This is a genomic window from Dictyobacter arantiisoli (genome assembly GCF_008326305.1).
In the GTDB taxonomy this organism is placed as follows: Bacteria; Chloroflexota; Ktedonobacteria; order Ktedonobacterales; family Ktedonobacteraceae; genus Dictyobacter; species Dictyobacter arantiisoli.
In genome coordinates this window covers 1-15,856 of the sequence record NZ_BIXY01000031.1, presented here as the reverse complement: position 1 = coordinate 15,856, position 15,856 = coordinate 1, and the positions used below count along the sequence as shown (strand labels likewise).

Sequence of the window (15,856 nt, the reverse complement as noted above, 5' to 3'; positions counted from 1 at the left end):
GACAGCCTGCAACAGTGCACGCAAAAAGCCCCGACAACGCGCAAGTTCTCATACGTTGTCAGGGGCTATCAGCTTCTCTGCGGTTCGATAAAAGATACTTCTTTCATCTGGCGAGCTCCATCGCCACTGAGTACTTTTTCTATTTCCAGTATAGCATATTTTATGCCTCAGAGCTTAAACGCCAGCGAATCTGGTCGGCGTTACGGGTCAGGCGTTTGAATATATTATGGCGTAAACGATAGACTTCCTGCACATCATGAAACTCATCGGGACAAAATTGGACAATCTCACGTGCCTTCAGGCCACAGTGAAAATAGAGATACGCCAGGCGTTTTTCGCGCTCACCGCTCAAGAGAGAACACACAATCTGCCAGAGTTCATCACCATCCTCATGCTCTTCAGCGGCCAATTCTCTAACAAATACGCTATCGTTGGCATCTGGCAGGGGAATCTCGTTCAGATGTGTATAGACACGCAAGGTATCCATAATCGCCCCATTCAGACTCGCACGTAAATAATTTAAAGCTGACGCCAGAGAAAAAAAATGTAATTCAGCATTATTTATGCTGGCCTGCCAGAAGCGTGTAAAGGCCTGTGCCACATAATTTTCTTCACTGTCCAGGGAACAGGCACGCTCACGCCTGCTATGGCGACGCATCCAGGTAAAAACCAGGCCAGAAAAACACTGCTGCAACGCATCCCAGGCCAGAGGATCGTGCAACTTCATAGCTCGTCGGAAAATCTCCAGGGCATAACACTCATCATCCGCCTCACCACGACAATAACGCTGCATTTCCACCTGACAATTTTTTACTAGTTCGGTCAAACTCATACGTTGAACACGTGGCGGAGAAACAGCTACAGGTAGGGGCGGTGCGAGATCAGTCGTCACTGCTGCATATTGTACTGACACACATACACCTCATTTATCACGAGATCACTTACTTAACAAACAATCAATTAACTTTCCTTCTATCATGAACAGAACATTGATATATTTCTGTTTGTTTATTGTACAGTTTCACCGTTACGAGACCGTTACGAAACGTGCCAAAAAGCACTAAATCCAGCCTGAAAAGGCCCCATTCGATCTATTCAGGATCGAATGGGGCCTTTTCAGGTGAATGCCTCTACCATTAAATGATGCGCTCATTATAAGCGTGGAGGGAGGAAAAATCAGGATGCACCTCTGAAATCTGGGCGGGAGATTGCATCTCCTGCACTTCTACTTCCAGAAAAGTTGCTTCTAAAATATCCAAAAATTGACTCTTTGTATGCCTATCTTTTTGGGTGGATTACCTCTATGATGTGTTATGGGTTGACATTGGCGGTACCGCGATGCTCACCACGGTCGACGCCGATGCGCTGCAGAGTGAGACGGTCGGGATGCGTTTGCTGACTAATCGGGAAGGCGATTACCAGTACACCATTGCCATAGCTGACATTGGCATGCACTGCATCAACGATTGAGGGAAGGGTAATATCACGATAGTAACCACCAACACTCCACTCATCGACCAGCAATTCTTTCATCTCTTTGAGGATGCCGCGCAGTTCGCCTTGCAGGATGAGATGATTGTCCGTTGTGACTTCAGCCGTTATATCATCTGGCTGCAAGCCGGGCATGGGGGCAGCGACCATCAGGTGATCGGCGGTACGGTATACTTTTACCGGAATATGTTGGATTTTTGTTTTCTCTTGCATGATGTGTACCTTTCCATTGTAGTAATGACACTACCGACTCTATGTGCGCTTATTGGGCGGGATTTTTCTTATCGAATGTGTCGCGTACACTACCATTCTGTTCCTGCGAAGACCAGGCGGTTCCTTCGTCACGCCCCGGCGTCTCGGTTGGCTTACCAGGTTGGTTCTTGGCGCTACGCACGCCGCTATGGGCGGGATCATAGCCTTCAAGCTCGTCACGCTGAGGTGTCGCATAGTTCTCGCCCTCCGTCACCGCATAACCATCAACCAATGGGCGACCATGCCGGGTACCGGGAACGACTTGCTGCTCGCCTGAGGATTGCCGCTGCTGAATCCGTTCAGGGGTCGTGCCCTCGGCGTTAGCGCGATCATTCAAAGCTTTCTGCTCAGCGGTCTGCGTATCCACTTGCTTCTGATGAGCTTCCATTCTTCATCCTCCATTCTATATAAACAAACTCATCCTCGGTGTTGCATTGCTTACAATCGCAGGATCAAAGGAATATACTAGCAAAACAGTCCTGTCATACAAGTAAATGCTACTCCTCTCACGTATGAGATAGGGGAAGAAGTTTCAAAGAACGCATCAACTTCCCTTCACATCTCACTGCGCAGGTCCTATCTTTTCCACTTTTATAGGATGGCGAAGGAATAGATAAGTAGAATACAAAAAGACGTTAGGGGGCTTCAGGATTGAATATACATGTCACAGTCGATCAGGTCGCAAAAATGGCTCCTGATGTCAGTGTTGCGAATGCTGGTAGAAAGCTTTCCCTGCCCAAAAACTGGAAAACTGTCGGACAAAACGCTCAGGCATTGTGGGGCGAATGTCAGGGCAGCGCACTCTATCAGGTTCGCATTGAACTCTCTACACTGACCACACAATGCAGTTGTCCCAGCCGCAAAATACCCTGCAAACATAGCCTGGGCCTGCTCTATTTATGCGCGAATACGCCTACCGCCATCGCGACAGGCGAACCACCGGACTGGGTAATCAGCTGGCTGAACAAACGCTCCGCGATCCAGCAACAGAAAGCGACGCTGGCGACGCAGGGTCCAACAAAAAAGCCAGCCGCCAGTAGTACTCAGAAGAGTACTGCAAAGCGACAGGAGAAAATCCTGCAAGGTATTGCGCAACTCGATCTCTGGCTTGAGGATCTGATACGCAACGGTCTGGGCAGCCTGGACACGCATTCAACCACCATCTGGCACCAACAGGCTGCAAAAATGGTGGATGCGCAGGCACTCGGGCTGGCACAAGCACTCCGTACGATGTCAGCTATACCGCATGCATCGCCAGATTGGACCGAAAAGCTGCTCGGGAAGCTGGGAAAACTGGCGCTCCTCAGCGAGTCCTATCACCATCTCGAACGCTTTGCGCCACCACTGCAAGAGGATATCAAGTTGCTGGTTGGCTGGACACTGAAAGAGGCAGAGGTACATGAGCGTGGTGAACATGTCAGCGACGATTGGTTCATGCTGGGACAACAGACAAGTGAAGTCGAGCGCAATCGTGTCCAATCAACCTGGCTCTATGGAAAGGAAACCGGTCGCAGCGCCCAGATACTACAATTTGCCTATGCCAGCGCTCCTTTTGCAGAGAACTTTCCACTGGGAATGCAGCAACGGGCGGAGATCGTCTACTGGCCGGGAAACGATCCACAGCGAGCATTATTCGTGCGGCGGCCAGACATGCCTCAGGCCATCCAGGGATCATTCGGGGCTGAAACGCTCGATGCTTTTTTCGCCCAGGTCGCGACCCAATTAGCCAAACAGCCCTGGCGTGAAACCTTTCTCTGCCTGCTCCAATCCGCCATTCCCATCTACGATAGTAACCAGAATCGCTGGTATCTAAGTGATCAGGTGGGCCAGGCCGTTCCTCTCGTCGAGACAGCGAATGAACACTGGAAATTGCTGGCACTTTCAGGAGGACATCCTCTGGATTTTGCCGGTGAATGGAATGGTGAGGCATTATTGCCATTGGGTGTGCTGGTCGATCACACCACCTATCATCTACTCTAAGGAGCTAGTCTATCATGGATACCTTTGTTACGACGGCGATTGTGGGGACGGGACAGGCCAATGAGGCACTGCCAGAGACACATACAGCCATCGATACCCTGGCCGCGCAGCTACCAGTTGAGCAGAAAGAGCGCTCGTTCCTGTTAACCGCCGGAGCACTAGCTATCTATAAGCAGGCAAGTAGTCTGGTTAGCAGCGCGCAGACACTCCCTGAAGTTGCCGCGCCAGAAACTATGCCAGCCTGCTTATCCCGGAACGCCCAATTGTTGATCGGACTATTCCAACCGCCCTATACAATACTGTTACCTGAAGCCCTGGAGCGCTTACGCAGCAGTGGGCACAGAATACCAGATGAGGTCTTGCCACAATGTCTCGCCTATGGCACCACCAATTCAGAGCATCGCTCACAGCTGGCGCCACTGCTGGGTGAACGGGGACGCTGGCTCAGTCAGTTCAAACCAACCTGGAAATGGGCATCTCGCTATCTGGTGGATGAGCATGCCACCATACTCCCGGCAGAAGCAGAAACGCTCTGGCAAGAAGGAACGCTTGAGCAACGGCAAGAAATCCTGAGCCGTCTACGCACACAAGATCCCGCTCAGGCACGCACCTGGCTCGAGCAGGTCTGGAAGCAAGAGAAGGCTGATGTACGTGCCACACTGCTCACCTGCCTTGAAAGTGGCATCTCGGACGCCGATCAAGACTTTATCGAGCAGGCATTAAATGATCGCGGCGAGAGTGTACGTCTGGCCGCAGCCAGACTCCTGCTGCACATCCCAACCTCACCTTCTGTACAACGCCTGCTCGCACGTGCCGATAGTATGCTCGACTTCAAAAAATCCTCATTGCAGAATAAACTGCTCATCACGCTTCCCAAGCAGATTGATCTGGACTGGAAGAATGATATCGCTATCGCCAAACTGAAGCAGGATAAACTGAGTAGCGAATACTGGTTCCATAAAGCTATCGGGCGCATCTCACCACAACATTGGGAAAGCCGTTTCGACGTCGCGCCAGCTACATTTATTGACGCGCTTAACCCCAATGAGATGGGAAAAGCACTCATCGTAGATCTGATCAAAGCCGCGTATCGTCATCACACCAGCAACTGGTATCAACCACTACTCGGTTGGTATATCCAGCATGTCCTGTCCACGAGCCTGCAACCGATAGGAAAAGCTGCGCGTGAACTCTTCGCAGCATTAGCACCAGCAGATGCGGAGGAAATACTCACGCCATTATTAGAGGATCGTGAAAAAAGCCAGCATCCACTGCTACTATTGCCAGCACCATGGAGCGCGAGTTTCAGCGATAAGTATCTCACGATGTTCAAAACATATATCACAACCAATCCAAATGATCATTACAGCTTTTGGGACAGCACACTGTTGTTTCAGCTTGCTATCTGTTTAGATCCTTCAAAGCTGGATTTCGCCCTGGAAATAGCGAGCACTGAACTACCAGAGGATGACACGCACTGGTCTCGCCAGAGACGCCAAAATCAACTGCACAGCCTGGCCACGCTTATTCATATACGCAAGCGCATCTTAACAGAAATATAAATCGCTAGCACAAGGAGATTTAACGACCATGACGACAGCCAAAAACATTGAGCATACTGACACGACAAGCTTAGAGCAGGCCGTCCTGCGCCGCCACGCCGAACAACAATATGCGGAAGAGTTGGCAGAACTGGCAAAACATGATACCCGTCAGCGACCACCAAACTGGCAACTCTCTCCCTGGGCGGTACGCACCTATCTGATGGGTGGCACCCTCAAGAATGGCTTTGTTATCACGCCAAAATACGTCGGGAATGCGCGCCTGATCGAAATTGCCGTCGCCACGCTCGCTACTGATCGCGCCCTGCTCCTCTATGGTGTTCCAGGCACAGCTAAATCCTGGGTCAGTGAGCATCTAGCCGCCGCCATCATGGGCGACTCAACATTGCTTATTCAGGGAACAGCGGGCACTGACGAAAACGCCATCCGCTATGGTTGGAACTATGCTCGTTTGCTGGTTGAGGGGCCATCAGAAGCAGCCCTGGTCGTCAGTCCAATGATGAATGCAATGCAGGAAGGCAAAATTGCCCGCATCGAGGAATTGACACGTATTCCCAGCGAGGTTCAGGACACCCTGATCACGATTCTCTCTGAAAAGACGCTGCCAATACCGGAGCTGAATACCGAGGCCCAGGCACACAAAGGCTTTAATGTGATCGCGACCGCCAACAATCGTGATAAAGGGGTCAACGAACTGTCCAGCGCCCTGATGCGCCGCTTTAATACTGTCATCTTACCACTGCCCGACAGCATTGATGAAGAGATCCAGATTGTCGATCAGCGCGTCACCAGCCTGGGTCGTGCTCTGGAACTGCCAGCCGAAAAACCGGCACTCGAAGAGATTCGCCGTGTCGTGACCATCTTCCGCGAATTGCGCTCCGGCCTCACTATCGACGGCAAAACCAGGCTCAAATCTCCCAGCGGCACCCTCTCTACGGCTGAGGCCATCTCGGTCATCAATAGTGGATTGGCAATGGCGGGCTATTATGGGGATGGCATCCTCAATGCCAGCGATCTGGCGGCCAGCCTGACAGGAGCGATTCTTAAAGATCCTGTGCAGGATCGCGTCGTCTGGTTGGAATACCTGCAAACCGTGGTCAAAGATCGTGAAGGTTGGAAAGATTTGTACCGTTCGTTCAATGAGGTGCTTTAGTGACAATACATGTCTTTGGCATTCGCCACCATGGACCGGGGTGTGCGCGCAGCTTGCGCGCCGCCCTGCTCAAACTCGAGCCGGATATCCTGCTGATCGAAGGGCCACCCGATGCGCAAGACATGTTGCCCTTTATCCAAAATCCAGCTATGAAGCCGCCGGTTGCTTTACTGATCTATGCGCCCGATCAGCCTGCAAAGGCCGTCTATTATCCTTTTACCGACTATTCGCCCGAGTGGCAGGCGCTCAAGTATGCCCATAGCGCCAACGTGCCAGCACGCTTTATAGATCTACCACAGGCGATCCAACTGGCGCAGGTTACGCACGAGGAACAGGATAAAGAGGAACCGCTGGCAGGATCAGAGGGAGAAACAGAGAGCAATCCAACAAACAGTGATGTGCTGACTCTCCCTCAGTCGGGACAAAGTGAGGAGGAGCAACAAATCCAGCTGCACGATGATCCACTGTCTCTGCTGGCTCAGGCCGCTGGCTATACGGATCATGAACTGTGGTGGGAGCGCCAGATTGAACAACGTCAGGATATGGTGGGCTTCTTTGAGAGTATCCTTGAGGCGATGACTGAGTTGCGCATCAATAGACCGCCCAAAGATGAGCATGAGGCGCAACGCGAAGCCTCAATGCGTCAGAACATTCGCGTAGCCCAGCGCGAGGGCTTTCAGAGAATCGCGGTCGTCTGCGGAGCCTGGCACGCACCGGTCCTGGTTGATCCCGGCCCCGATAAAGCCGACGCGGAACTATTGCATGGCCTCAAACGCATCAAAGTTGCCAGCACCTGGATTCCCTGGACGAACTCACGTCTCGCCTATCGCAGCGGCTATGGCGCGGGTGTCGAAGCGCCCGGCTGGTATGCCCATCTCTGGTCCGTCAAAGATCGCAATGCTATCCGCTGGATTACGAAGGCCGCTCGCTTGCTGCGTAAAAATGATCTGGATGCTTCGTCGGCCAGCGTGATCGAAGCGGTTCGTCTCAGCGAAGCCCTGTCCGCGATGCGCGATCTCACCCAGCCCGGTCTGGCTGAACATAACGAAGCCATCCAGACCGTGCTCTGTCACGGCGATAGCGCACCTATGGATCTCATCCGCACCAAAATGGAGATTGGTGAGAAACTGGGACAGGTACCTCAGGATGTACCAGCCGTCCCATTACAACATGATCTGGAGCAGCTACAACGCCGTCTCCGCCTCAAACCGTCCGCCGAACACAAGCAATTGGAATTAGATCTGCGTGAGAAGAATGAGCGTGCCCGCAGCCAGTTGTTGCATCGTCTGCATCTCCTGGGCATTCCCTGGGGAGAAATAATGCCGGTGCGCAACAAAAAAGGGACCTTCTGGGAATACTGGCAACTTCAATGGAAGGTCGAGTTCTCACTGACAATCATTGAGGCAAATATCTGGGGCAATACCATTGAAACGGCCACCACGGCCTATCTCAATGACGCCGCCAGCAAACAGCCAGAACTGCCACAGCTCACCCATCTGCTCAAAGGGGCACTGCTCGCTGAATTACCCGTCGCCATCGCACAACTCCTGAAGGAGATACAGAAACGCGCCACCATCACCGCCGATGTACGCCATCTCATGGATGCCTTGCCGCCCCTGGCACAGATCGCCCGCTATAGCGATGTGCGTCAGACCAGGGCCGAGGATATCTTGCCGATCATTGATGGCCTCTTCGAGCGCAGCCTGATCGGTCTGCCGGGTGCCTGTGCCTCACTTGATGACGAGGCTGCTGCGGGTATGCTGACCAGCATTGATCATGTGATGGAGAGTATCCAATTGCTGGATCTGGCCGAGCAACGCACACACTGGAACCGGACATTACGGCGCATTGCGGAAAGCGAGAACATTCATGGGCTGGTCCGTGGACATTGTTGTCGGCTGCTGCTGGATCAGCAGGCATTGAATAATGATGAGATACAGAACCTTATCAATCTGGCTCTGGCTTCAGCCGTTCCTACCGCACAGGCGGCGGCCTGGATCGAGGGCATCTTACACGGCAACGGAGTGCGCATCCTGCATCAGGATAATCTCTGGCTGGCGCTGGATCGCTGGCAGAGCGAGCTTGCAGCCGATACCTTTACCGCGCTCTTGCCCATTCTACGGCGCGCCTTCGCCAATTTCCAACCTCCCGAACGGCGGCAGATGGGCGAAAAGGTCAAACGCCTGCATCAGCCCGCCAGCCAGAGGATAACCGGTGCATCCGGACAGGGGCCGATCCTGCATCCAGCACATGCTGATCTTGTTTTACCACTTCTCGCGCAAATCATGGGAGTATCTTATGGCAATTGATGAAACTGAACGCTTACGCCGCTGGCGCCTGGTCCTGGGCAAAGATGCCGCCAGCGAGCTCACCTCCAATACTGCTACTGGCTTCCTGGGTAACCTTGAGGGGGCTGATGGCGAGATGGATCGTGTTCTGGAGGCATTATATAATGCCGAGCGCACGGGTGGCCTGGGCGGTTCCGCGCCCAACGTCGCACGCTGGCTAGGGGATATCCGTAGCTACTTTCCCTCCTCAACGGTACGCGTGATGCAACAGGATGCTTTCCAGCGCCTCAATCTTAAGCAGATGTTGCTTCAGCCAGAGATACTGGAGCAGGTGGATGCCGATGTCCATCTGGTAGCGACACTTCTCTCACTCAGCCGCGTTATCCCTGAAAAGACCAAAGAGACCGCCAGGCAGGTGGTACGGAAAGTGGTAGAAGATCTGGAACGCAAGCTGGCAAATCCACTCTTACAGGCCGTACGTGGGAGCTTGAATCGTGCCACCAGAAGTTATCGCCCCCGGCAAAACGAGATCGACTGGGATCGCACCATTCGCCTGAATCTGAAAAATTATCTCCCGGAGCAGCGCTCAATTATTGTTGAACGGCTGGTGGGACATGGACATAAACGCTCATCATTGCGTGATATCGTCCTCTGCGTCGATCAAAGCGGCTCAATGGCCTCATCGGTCGTCTATTCGGGCATCTTTGGAGCGGTTCTCGCCACCCTCAAAGCTGTCAGCACACGCATGATCGTTTTTGATACAGCAGTTGTTGATCTGACTGACGACTTGCAAGATCCAGTAGATCTGCTGTTTGGCACCCAGCTGGGCGGAGGAACCGATATCAATCGAGCGCTTACCTATTGTCAACAGGTCATCACGCGTCCTGCGCAAACCATCCTGGTCCTCATCACCGACCTCTACGAAGGAGGAGATCGACAGGGCATGATGCGCCGGGCCGCTGAACTGGTCAGCAGCGGTGTACAGGTTGTCTGCTTACTGGCATTGAGCGACCAGGGGGCACCCGACTACGATCAAAATAATGCAAAAGCACTGGCTGCTATGGGCATTCCAGCCTTTGCCTGCACACCAGAGCTATTTCCAGATCTCATGGCCGCTGCCATCCAACAGCAAGATCTAAATCTGTGGGCCGCCAACAATGATATCGTCACCACACGTGGACAGGCTTAACAAAAGAGAAAGAGCGCTATAAAACAAAAAAAGGAGTACAGCAGGAGAAAAACTCCAAAACTGTACTCCTTACCGCTACTATTTCAATCCAGGATATGATCCAATGGGCTAGAAATTACCGCGGAATAAGGATGGACATGGAAACCCATCTGCTGTCGATGGCGCAAAACTACCTCCATAACCACTTGTGCAAGAAACCGAAGCGCCAGTAGAACAGTAGCCATAACTGCTCGGGCTCGATACCGTTACACTCCATGAAGCGGGTCCAGGTTGCACTGAAGGCCCAGGCTGTGCCGGGGAGGCGGGTACACAATTAACCGGGCAAGAATTGTCGACAGGAGCCGATCCATAGCTAGTTGGAGCCCCTGTTGGGACTGAGCCATAACCAGTTGGAGCCCCTGTTGGAACTGAGCCGTAACCAGTTGGGGCTCCCGTTGGAACCGGGCTGTAGCCAGTTGGGGCTGGACCAGGTTGCGCCGATGGAGCAGGTATACAAGCAACCGGACCCGGACAAACATCCCCGGTTGGGGCTGGACCAGGTTGCGCCGATGGGGCAGGTATAGCCGATGGAGCAGGTATACAAGTAACCGGACCCGGACAAACATCCCCGGTTGGGGCTGGACCAGGTTGCGCCGATGGAGCGGGCGGCTGTGAGTACGTCACATTTGATGAGGGCGCAGAGAACTGGACACTGGGTGTGGGTGCAGGTAAAACATTCACCGTTTGTGGCGGCTGGTTCACGACCACGGTTTGTGGTGGCGGTGCAATCACGAGCGGTGGCGGCGCAGGTAAATTTACCACCAGCGGTGGTTGCGCAGGTAAACTTACAACAACCGGGGCCGGAGGTGACTGGAATGTCGATGGATAACTACTTCCACAGTAGCTTGCTGGAGTCGGAACAATGCAAGCATGGTGGTGTAAAGCAACTGGAAGATTGTGACCATGGCGGGAATATGTTGCAGCATGTGCACTATGAGATGCCAAAATAGCCGCAAATCCAAAGGCAAGCGCAGTGGTACCAGCGAGCTGTGTGCCCTTCTTCAGGCTTTTTCGGGTTTGTTGCATATTGATTTCTATCCTCACACTATATTTTACATTGCAAGACCTTATTTATCTTGCATAACAGCCTGTGATGATATTTATTTCTCACAAGCCTCTATTAGCATTATACATGCGGTACCACAATCGAAAGATGCATATCAATCCATTACAAAAGGAGCATTTTATATTTTCTATGGCTTTTAATGCTTTTAGCGCTTTTTAACCACGGGCTGCGGTGGCCGGAAAGGGAGGGAAGTCTGGAGCATGTCTGTAAGCGCTTCGGTGAACGCTGTATTCTTAAGAATGTCAATCTGAGCCTCTCATCCACGACACGTATCCTGCTTACCGGTCCCAATGGGTCCGGTAAAACCACTCTCTTTAAACTGATTCAGGGCGAAGAAAGACCTGATCAGGGGACGATTAGGATTGTCGATGGGGCGCGTATTGGTTATCTGGCCCAGGAACCCACTGCGCTGGCACAGGATCAAACTGTGATCGAAACTTATCGCCATGGTCAGATCGGGTATGAAGGCGAGCTCATTGGACGTTTGCTTGGCTATGGTCTCTTCCGGCTTGAGGATATGGAGAAGCAGGTGCGTCAGTTGAGTATCGGGCAACGGCGCAAGTTGGAGTTGGCCTGTTTGCTGGCGGCCCGACCCAATGTGCTGCTCCTGGATGAGCCCACCAACTATATCAGCCTGGATCTCCTCGAGGCTTTTGAGGCCGCGATTCTACACTTTCCCGGTCCCGTTCTGGTGATTTCACATGATCGCTGGTTTAACCAGCGTTACGCGGGGGAATGCTGGGAAATCAATGCCGGAATGCTCATTCAGAAGTCATGAGGACTGTGAGGAGAGACTGATATCAGAATCTGAGCTTTTCGGCTCGACCAGCAGGGGTAACACAATAGAGAAGGTGCTTCCCCTGTTCAGCTTGCTCTCCACTTCGATGCGCCCTCCATGGTGCTCGACAATCTGACGGGAGATATAGAGACCCAGGCCAAAACCCACACTGGAACCTGTCTGAACCTCAATACCCGGCACGCGATAGAAACGATCAAAAATATGCTCCATCATCTCAGCCGGAATTCCCACACCAGTATCATTGACCAGGATACAATAATCATGCTCGCGATGAACCAGGGAGACGGTAATGATTGAGCCCGCCGGCGAATATTTGCGCGCATTCGAGAGCAGATTAAGTACAACCTGACCCATACGCTCGACATCAATATTGACGATAATAGGATCAGATGGGAGTTGGAGATGAATGATAGGACGGGGATTGGTACCAACCATATATTCTTCAACCAGGCTTCTGGTCAGTTCCACAAAATCGCACTGCTGGCAATACAAATCAAACATCCCTGTCTCAAGCGACGAGATATTCAGCAGGTCATTGACCAGCACCTCAATGCGCCGAATCGAATTCTCCATACTAACCAGGCTAGGCACTTCTGGTGAGTTGGCACGGATCAGACGGCGATGCAAAAGCTGCGTCATGCCCTTAAGGCTGGAGAGAGGTGTCTTTAGCTCATGCGAGGCCATCGCAATAAAATCATCCTTCGCCGCATTTGCCTCTACTAGCTCGCGTGTCCGCTCCTGGACCGTTCTTTCCAGGGATTTTGCATGCAGTTCCAGAGCTTGTTGCTGCTCAAGTACCTTGCGGCGCAACTGTCGATGCTGAGTCGCACGTCGCAGAGCCGCTACAAAGTACTCACGATCAATCGGCTTTTGAATAAAATCATAGGCGCCGCCACGCAACGCCTGGATTGCCAGGCTATGATCGCCATGACCGGTGATTAACAACGTAGGAGTATCCGGGCGGTATTTCTGAATGTGCTGCAACAACGCCAGTCCATCCATCCCAGGCATCTTAATATCACTGACAATTGCATCATAATCATGCGTTTGAATCATTTCCAACGCATTCAGCGCACTATCAGACGTATCAACCTTTGTACCAGGCAAGCGTAAATGCAAAGCCTGAGGTAGAGCCTGCAATAAAGCGGTATCATCATCGACAATGAGAATATATGCTTCGGTCATAATGACAAATCACTCACTTCACAACTCATCTGCGTTCAAAGGCAATTGGATCAAGAATGCGGCCCCCTCGCCTGGATGATTCTCAATCACGATTGCTCCCTGATGTTCTTTAATAATACCGTATGTAATCGATAATCCCAAACCCGTCCCGGCTCCGACATCCTTGGTCGTAAAGAATGGGTCAAAAATACGCTGCTCAAGCCCCTCGGGGATACCAGGACCATTGTCGCCAAATTTAATATCGACCATTGGCCCATGGATCTCACAGGTAATAGTAATCACCTTATGGACAACTTCACTCAACGCATCACGGGCATTTGTCAATAAGTTAATAAACACCTGTTCCAGCTGAATCTCATTCCCCATCACCACCACCTCCTGTACTGGAAGATGCAACTGCACTTCAATCTGCCGCAGGCGAAGCTGCTCCTGCATCAACGAAATGGAATTCTCAATCACCGAAGCCAGAATGACTGGCTCGCGACTGACCGAGGCCGCACGACCAAAGGTACGCAGATGAGAAATGATCTCCGTGGCCTTACGGACCTGACGCATCGCACTATCAAGTTCCTGCAAGATACGCTCAGGATCAGTATCGGCCATTCCCAGATCGATCAAATCAATAGCGTTGCCAACAAAGAGACCAATATTATTCAAAGGATTATTCAGTTCGTGAGCGACACCTGTCGTCAGTTCGCCCAACGTGGCTAGCTTACCCGCCTGAACTAATTGCTCCTGCTTCTCACGCAACTCCAACTCACGGCGCTGCACCTCGCCAGATGTCTCTTTCAGATCGCTCATAATGTGGATCATCGCCTTGCGGCTATTCTCCAGGCGCAGATTCGACTGATGGGCATCCTGAAGGATATGCATCAACGCACGGCGCGAATTATGCAGGCGCTCGGTCTGCGCCGCCAGACGGCTCCGATCATGCTCATAGTCAGCCAGAATATGGATCATCGCCTTCCGCTGATCGTGCAGCTTCCGATTGACCATATTCAGATCAGTTAGAATATGGATAAAAGCACGGCGGCGCTCCTCGCTCTTATGCAGACGCATCTCCAGCGAACTGTTTTGTAACAGAAGTTGTTGATAAGTCTCAAGCAATTGCTCATGGCTCATCGCTTGATAAGCAACAGTATCTGGCACAGACGACTGCACTATGTCCATTTATTTTGACCTCGCACCCTCCCCAATTCACGCTTCAGATTTTCAATTTCCTTTTCCAGAGCAATCATCTTCAACTCGCGGCCCACTACCACTTCTTCAAATTTCTCCAGATCAAGGATCTTTTCCTGCAATTCAGACTTCGACTCCTGTAAATCCTGCAACACCTTCTCATAAGCACGCATATCACGCAGGATACCAATCGCACCAATCGCCTTGCCATCCGTATCGCGCAACGCTGAAGCATTCAACGTTGTTGGAATCACCTCACTGGAGGCCGTACGGGGTGTCAGACGAGCATTGCGCGTGGTCCCGCGCTCAATTACTTCTTCCAGAGCCGCCAGGAACTCACGCGTCTCCTCCGCGCTAATAAAGCGTGAGAGCGACTGCTCTAATACTTCATCAGGTCGGAAGCCCAACAACTCATACACTGCGTCGTTAGCCTGCAAAATCTTGCCTTCCAGGTCAGACACAAAAATGGGGTCCGGCGCATTCTTAATCAAATTATCCGCAAAGGCGCGGGCCTTATCCAACTCACGCATATCGCGCAGGATACCAATCGCGCCAATCGCCTTGCCATCCGTATCACGTAACGCCGAAGCATTCAATGTCGTCGGTACCACCTCTCCAGAGGCCGTACGAGGATTTAAGCGCGCATTGCGTGTCGCACCGCGCTCAATCACCTCACGCAGTGCCGCCAGGAACTCACGCGTCTCCTCAGGACTGATAAAGCGTGAGAGCGATTGTTCCAACACCTCATCAGTGCGAAATCCCAGCAATTCATAGACTGCGTCATTGGCCGACAGAATCTTGCCTTCCAGATCGGAGATAAAGATCGGGTCCGGCGCATTCTTAATCAAGCTATCAGCATAGGCGCGGGCCTTATCCAACTCACGCATATCACGCAGGATACCAATCGCGCCAATCACCCTGCCATCCGTATCGCGTAATGCCGAAGCATTCAACGTCGTCGGGATCACCTCGCCCGAGGCACTTTGCGGATTCAAACGCGCATTACGCGTCACACCACGCTCGATCACCTCACGCAGCGCCGCCGTAAACTCACGCGTCTCCTCTGCACTGATAAAGCGCGAGAGCGACTGTTCCAGAACTTCATCATTGCGGAATCCCAGCAACTCATAGACTGCATCATTGGCCGACAAAATCTTGCCTTCTAGATCAGAAATGAAGATCGGATCAGGAGCATTCTTAATGATAATATCGGCATCCAGAGAACTAATCGATATACTCCCGGGCTGCTGAGCACTGGATGGTTGCGTAGTTGACACCAGTGGAGCGCTGTGCTCAAACATAGAACTACCTCCGCTCTCTCTATGAAGCTACAGAAGTCACGTCCACATCGATAACGCCCCTTCGCAGCGAGAAAAACCAATATTTCAACCGCTCACGCCTTTTTCCTGGCGTAAAGCGATATTGAAAAGTATAACAGAACCTTTTCCCAATGCGCAAGACCACACAACAACTTGTCAGGGCTTTCCAATTCTCCTAGAGGAGGTGAAAAAAAAGAGATTTCCTTGTAGAATACAAAAAACTTCAAAACCACAAAGGAAATCTCATATGGATTATACTACCTTGACGCTCAAGAGAGCATCCGTGACGAATGAAGAAAGCCTTTCGTTGCTCTCACTGTACGAAGCACTTCAGGCCCTCCCAGACCCACGACG

Annotated in this window: 15 protein-coding genes; 8 read left to right on the top strand and 7 right to left on the bottom strand. The window is 52.0% G+C overall.

Annotated elements, in window-relative coordinates:
• Positions 1 to 160 precede the first annotated feature (160 nt).
• The 4 genes from F1593_RS11905 to F1593_RS11895 form a co-directional block, all read right to left on the bottom strand.
• Positions 161 to 913, bottom strand: a complete 753-nt coding sequence (locus tag F1593_RS11905; protein WP_149401787.1) for a sigma-70 RNA polymerase sigma factor region 4 domain-containing protein — start codon at positions 911 to 913, stop codon at positions 161 to 163.
• Between the two features lie 223 nt (positions 914 to 1,136).
• Complete coding sequence (locus F1593_RS29610) at positions 1,137 to 1,259, bottom strand: hypothetical protein (RefSeq protein ID WP_268907044.1); 123 nt, start codon at positions 1,257 to 1,259, stop codon at positions 1,137 to 1,139.
• Between the two features lie 52 nt (positions 1,260 to 1,311).
• Entirely contained in the window at positions 1,312 to 1,704 is a 393-nt protein-coding gene (locus F1593_RS11900) for an Hsp20/alpha crystallin family protein (RefSeq protein WP_149401786.1), read from the bottom strand.
• A gap of 49 nt (positions 1,705 to 1,753) precedes the next feature.
• A complete protein-coding gene (locus tag F1593_RS11895; RefSeq protein WP_149401785.1) occupies positions 1,754 to 2,131 on the bottom strand; it encodes a hypothetical protein in 378 nt (125 codons plus the stop codon).
• A gap of 263 nt (positions 2,132 to 2,394) precedes the next feature.
• Here F1593_RS11895 and F1593_RS11890 point away from each other — a divergent pair, with 263 nt between their 5' ends.
• The 8 genes from F1593_RS11890 to F1593_RS11860 all read left to right on the top strand — a co-directional run bounded on the left by F1593_RS11890 (position 2,395) and on the right by F1593_RS11860 (position 11,798).
• A complete protein-coding gene (locus F1593_RS11890; RefSeq protein WP_149401784.1) occupies positions 2,395 to 3,723 on the top strand; it encodes an SWIM zinc finger family protein in 1,329 nt (442 codons plus the stop codon).
• Positions 3,724 to 3,737: 14 nt separating this feature from the next.
• Positions 3,738 to 5,285, top strand: a complete 1,548-nt coding sequence (locus tag F1593_RS11885) for a DUF5691 domain-containing protein (protein ID WP_149401783.1) — start codon at positions 3,738 to 3,740, stop codon at positions 5,283 to 5,285.
• Between the two features lie 28 nt (positions 5,286 to 5,313).
• Complete coding sequence (locus F1593_RS11880; RefSeq protein WP_149401782.1) at positions 5,314 to 6,438, top strand: ATP-binding protein; 1,125 nt, start codon at positions 5,314 to 5,316, stop codon at positions 6,436 to 6,438.
• Positions 6,438 to 8,747, top strand: coding sequence for a DUF5682 family protein (locus F1593_RS11875; protein ID WP_149401781.1), 2,310 nt, complete (start codon positions 6,438 to 6,440; stop codon positions 8,745 to 8,747). Before F1593_RS11880 ends, F1593_RS11875 begins: the two co-directional genes overlap by 1 nt.
• Positions 8,737 to 9,915 (top strand): VWA domain-containing protein, encoded by a 1,179-nt coding sequence (locus F1593_RS11870; RefSeq protein ID WP_149401780.1) that lies wholly within the window; start codon positions 8,737 to 8,739, stop codon positions 9,913 to 9,915. The genes F1593_RS11875 and F1593_RS11870 overlap by 11 nt, the downstream gene beginning before the upstream one ends.
• Before the next feature lie 368 nt (positions 9,916 to 10,283).
• Complete coding sequence (locus F1593_RS11865) at positions 10,284 to 10,478, top strand: hypothetical protein (protein WP_149401779.1); 195 nt, start codon at positions 10,284 to 10,286, stop codon at positions 10,476 to 10,478.
• A gap of 87 nt (positions 10,479 to 10,565) precedes the next feature.
• Positions 10,566 to 10,904: a hypothetical protein gene (locus F1593_RS28330; protein WP_172632068.1), complete on the top strand. Its 339-nt coding sequence runs from the start codon at positions 10,566 to 10,568 to the stop codon at positions 10,902 to 10,904.
• A gap of 255 nt (positions 10,905 to 11,159) precedes the next feature.
• Positions 11,160 to 11,798, top strand: coding sequence for an ATP-binding cassette domain-containing protein (locus F1593_RS11860; RefSeq protein ID WP_149401778.1), 639 nt, complete (start codon positions 11,160 to 11,162; stop codon positions 11,796 to 11,798).
• Here the strand turns inward: F1593_RS11860 and F1593_RS11855 are convergent.
• The 3 genes from F1593_RS11855 to F1593_RS11845 are packed head-to-tail and all read right to left on the bottom strand — an operon-like array spanning position 11,793 to position 15,484.
• On the bottom strand, positions 11,793 to 13,004 hold the full coding sequence (locus F1593_RS11855) for an ATP-binding response regulator (RefSeq protein WP_149401777.1): 1,212 nt from the start codon (positions 13,002 to 13,004) through the stop codon (positions 11,793 to 11,795). The genes F1593_RS11860 and F1593_RS11855 overlap by 6 nt on opposite strands.
• Before the next feature lie 18 nt (positions 13,005 to 13,022).
• A complete protein-coding gene (locus tag F1593_RS11850) occupies positions 13,023 to 14,153 on the bottom strand; it encodes a sensor histidine kinase (protein WP_235932561.1) in 1,131 nt (376 codons plus the stop codon).
• Between the two features lie 11 nt (positions 14,154 to 14,164).
• Positions 14,165 to 15,484, bottom strand: coding sequence for a PAS domain-containing protein (locus F1593_RS11845; RefSeq protein WP_149401775.1), 1,320 nt, complete (start codon positions 15,482 to 15,484; stop codon positions 14,165 to 14,167).
• Positions 15,485 to 15,856 lie beyond the last annotated feature (372 nt).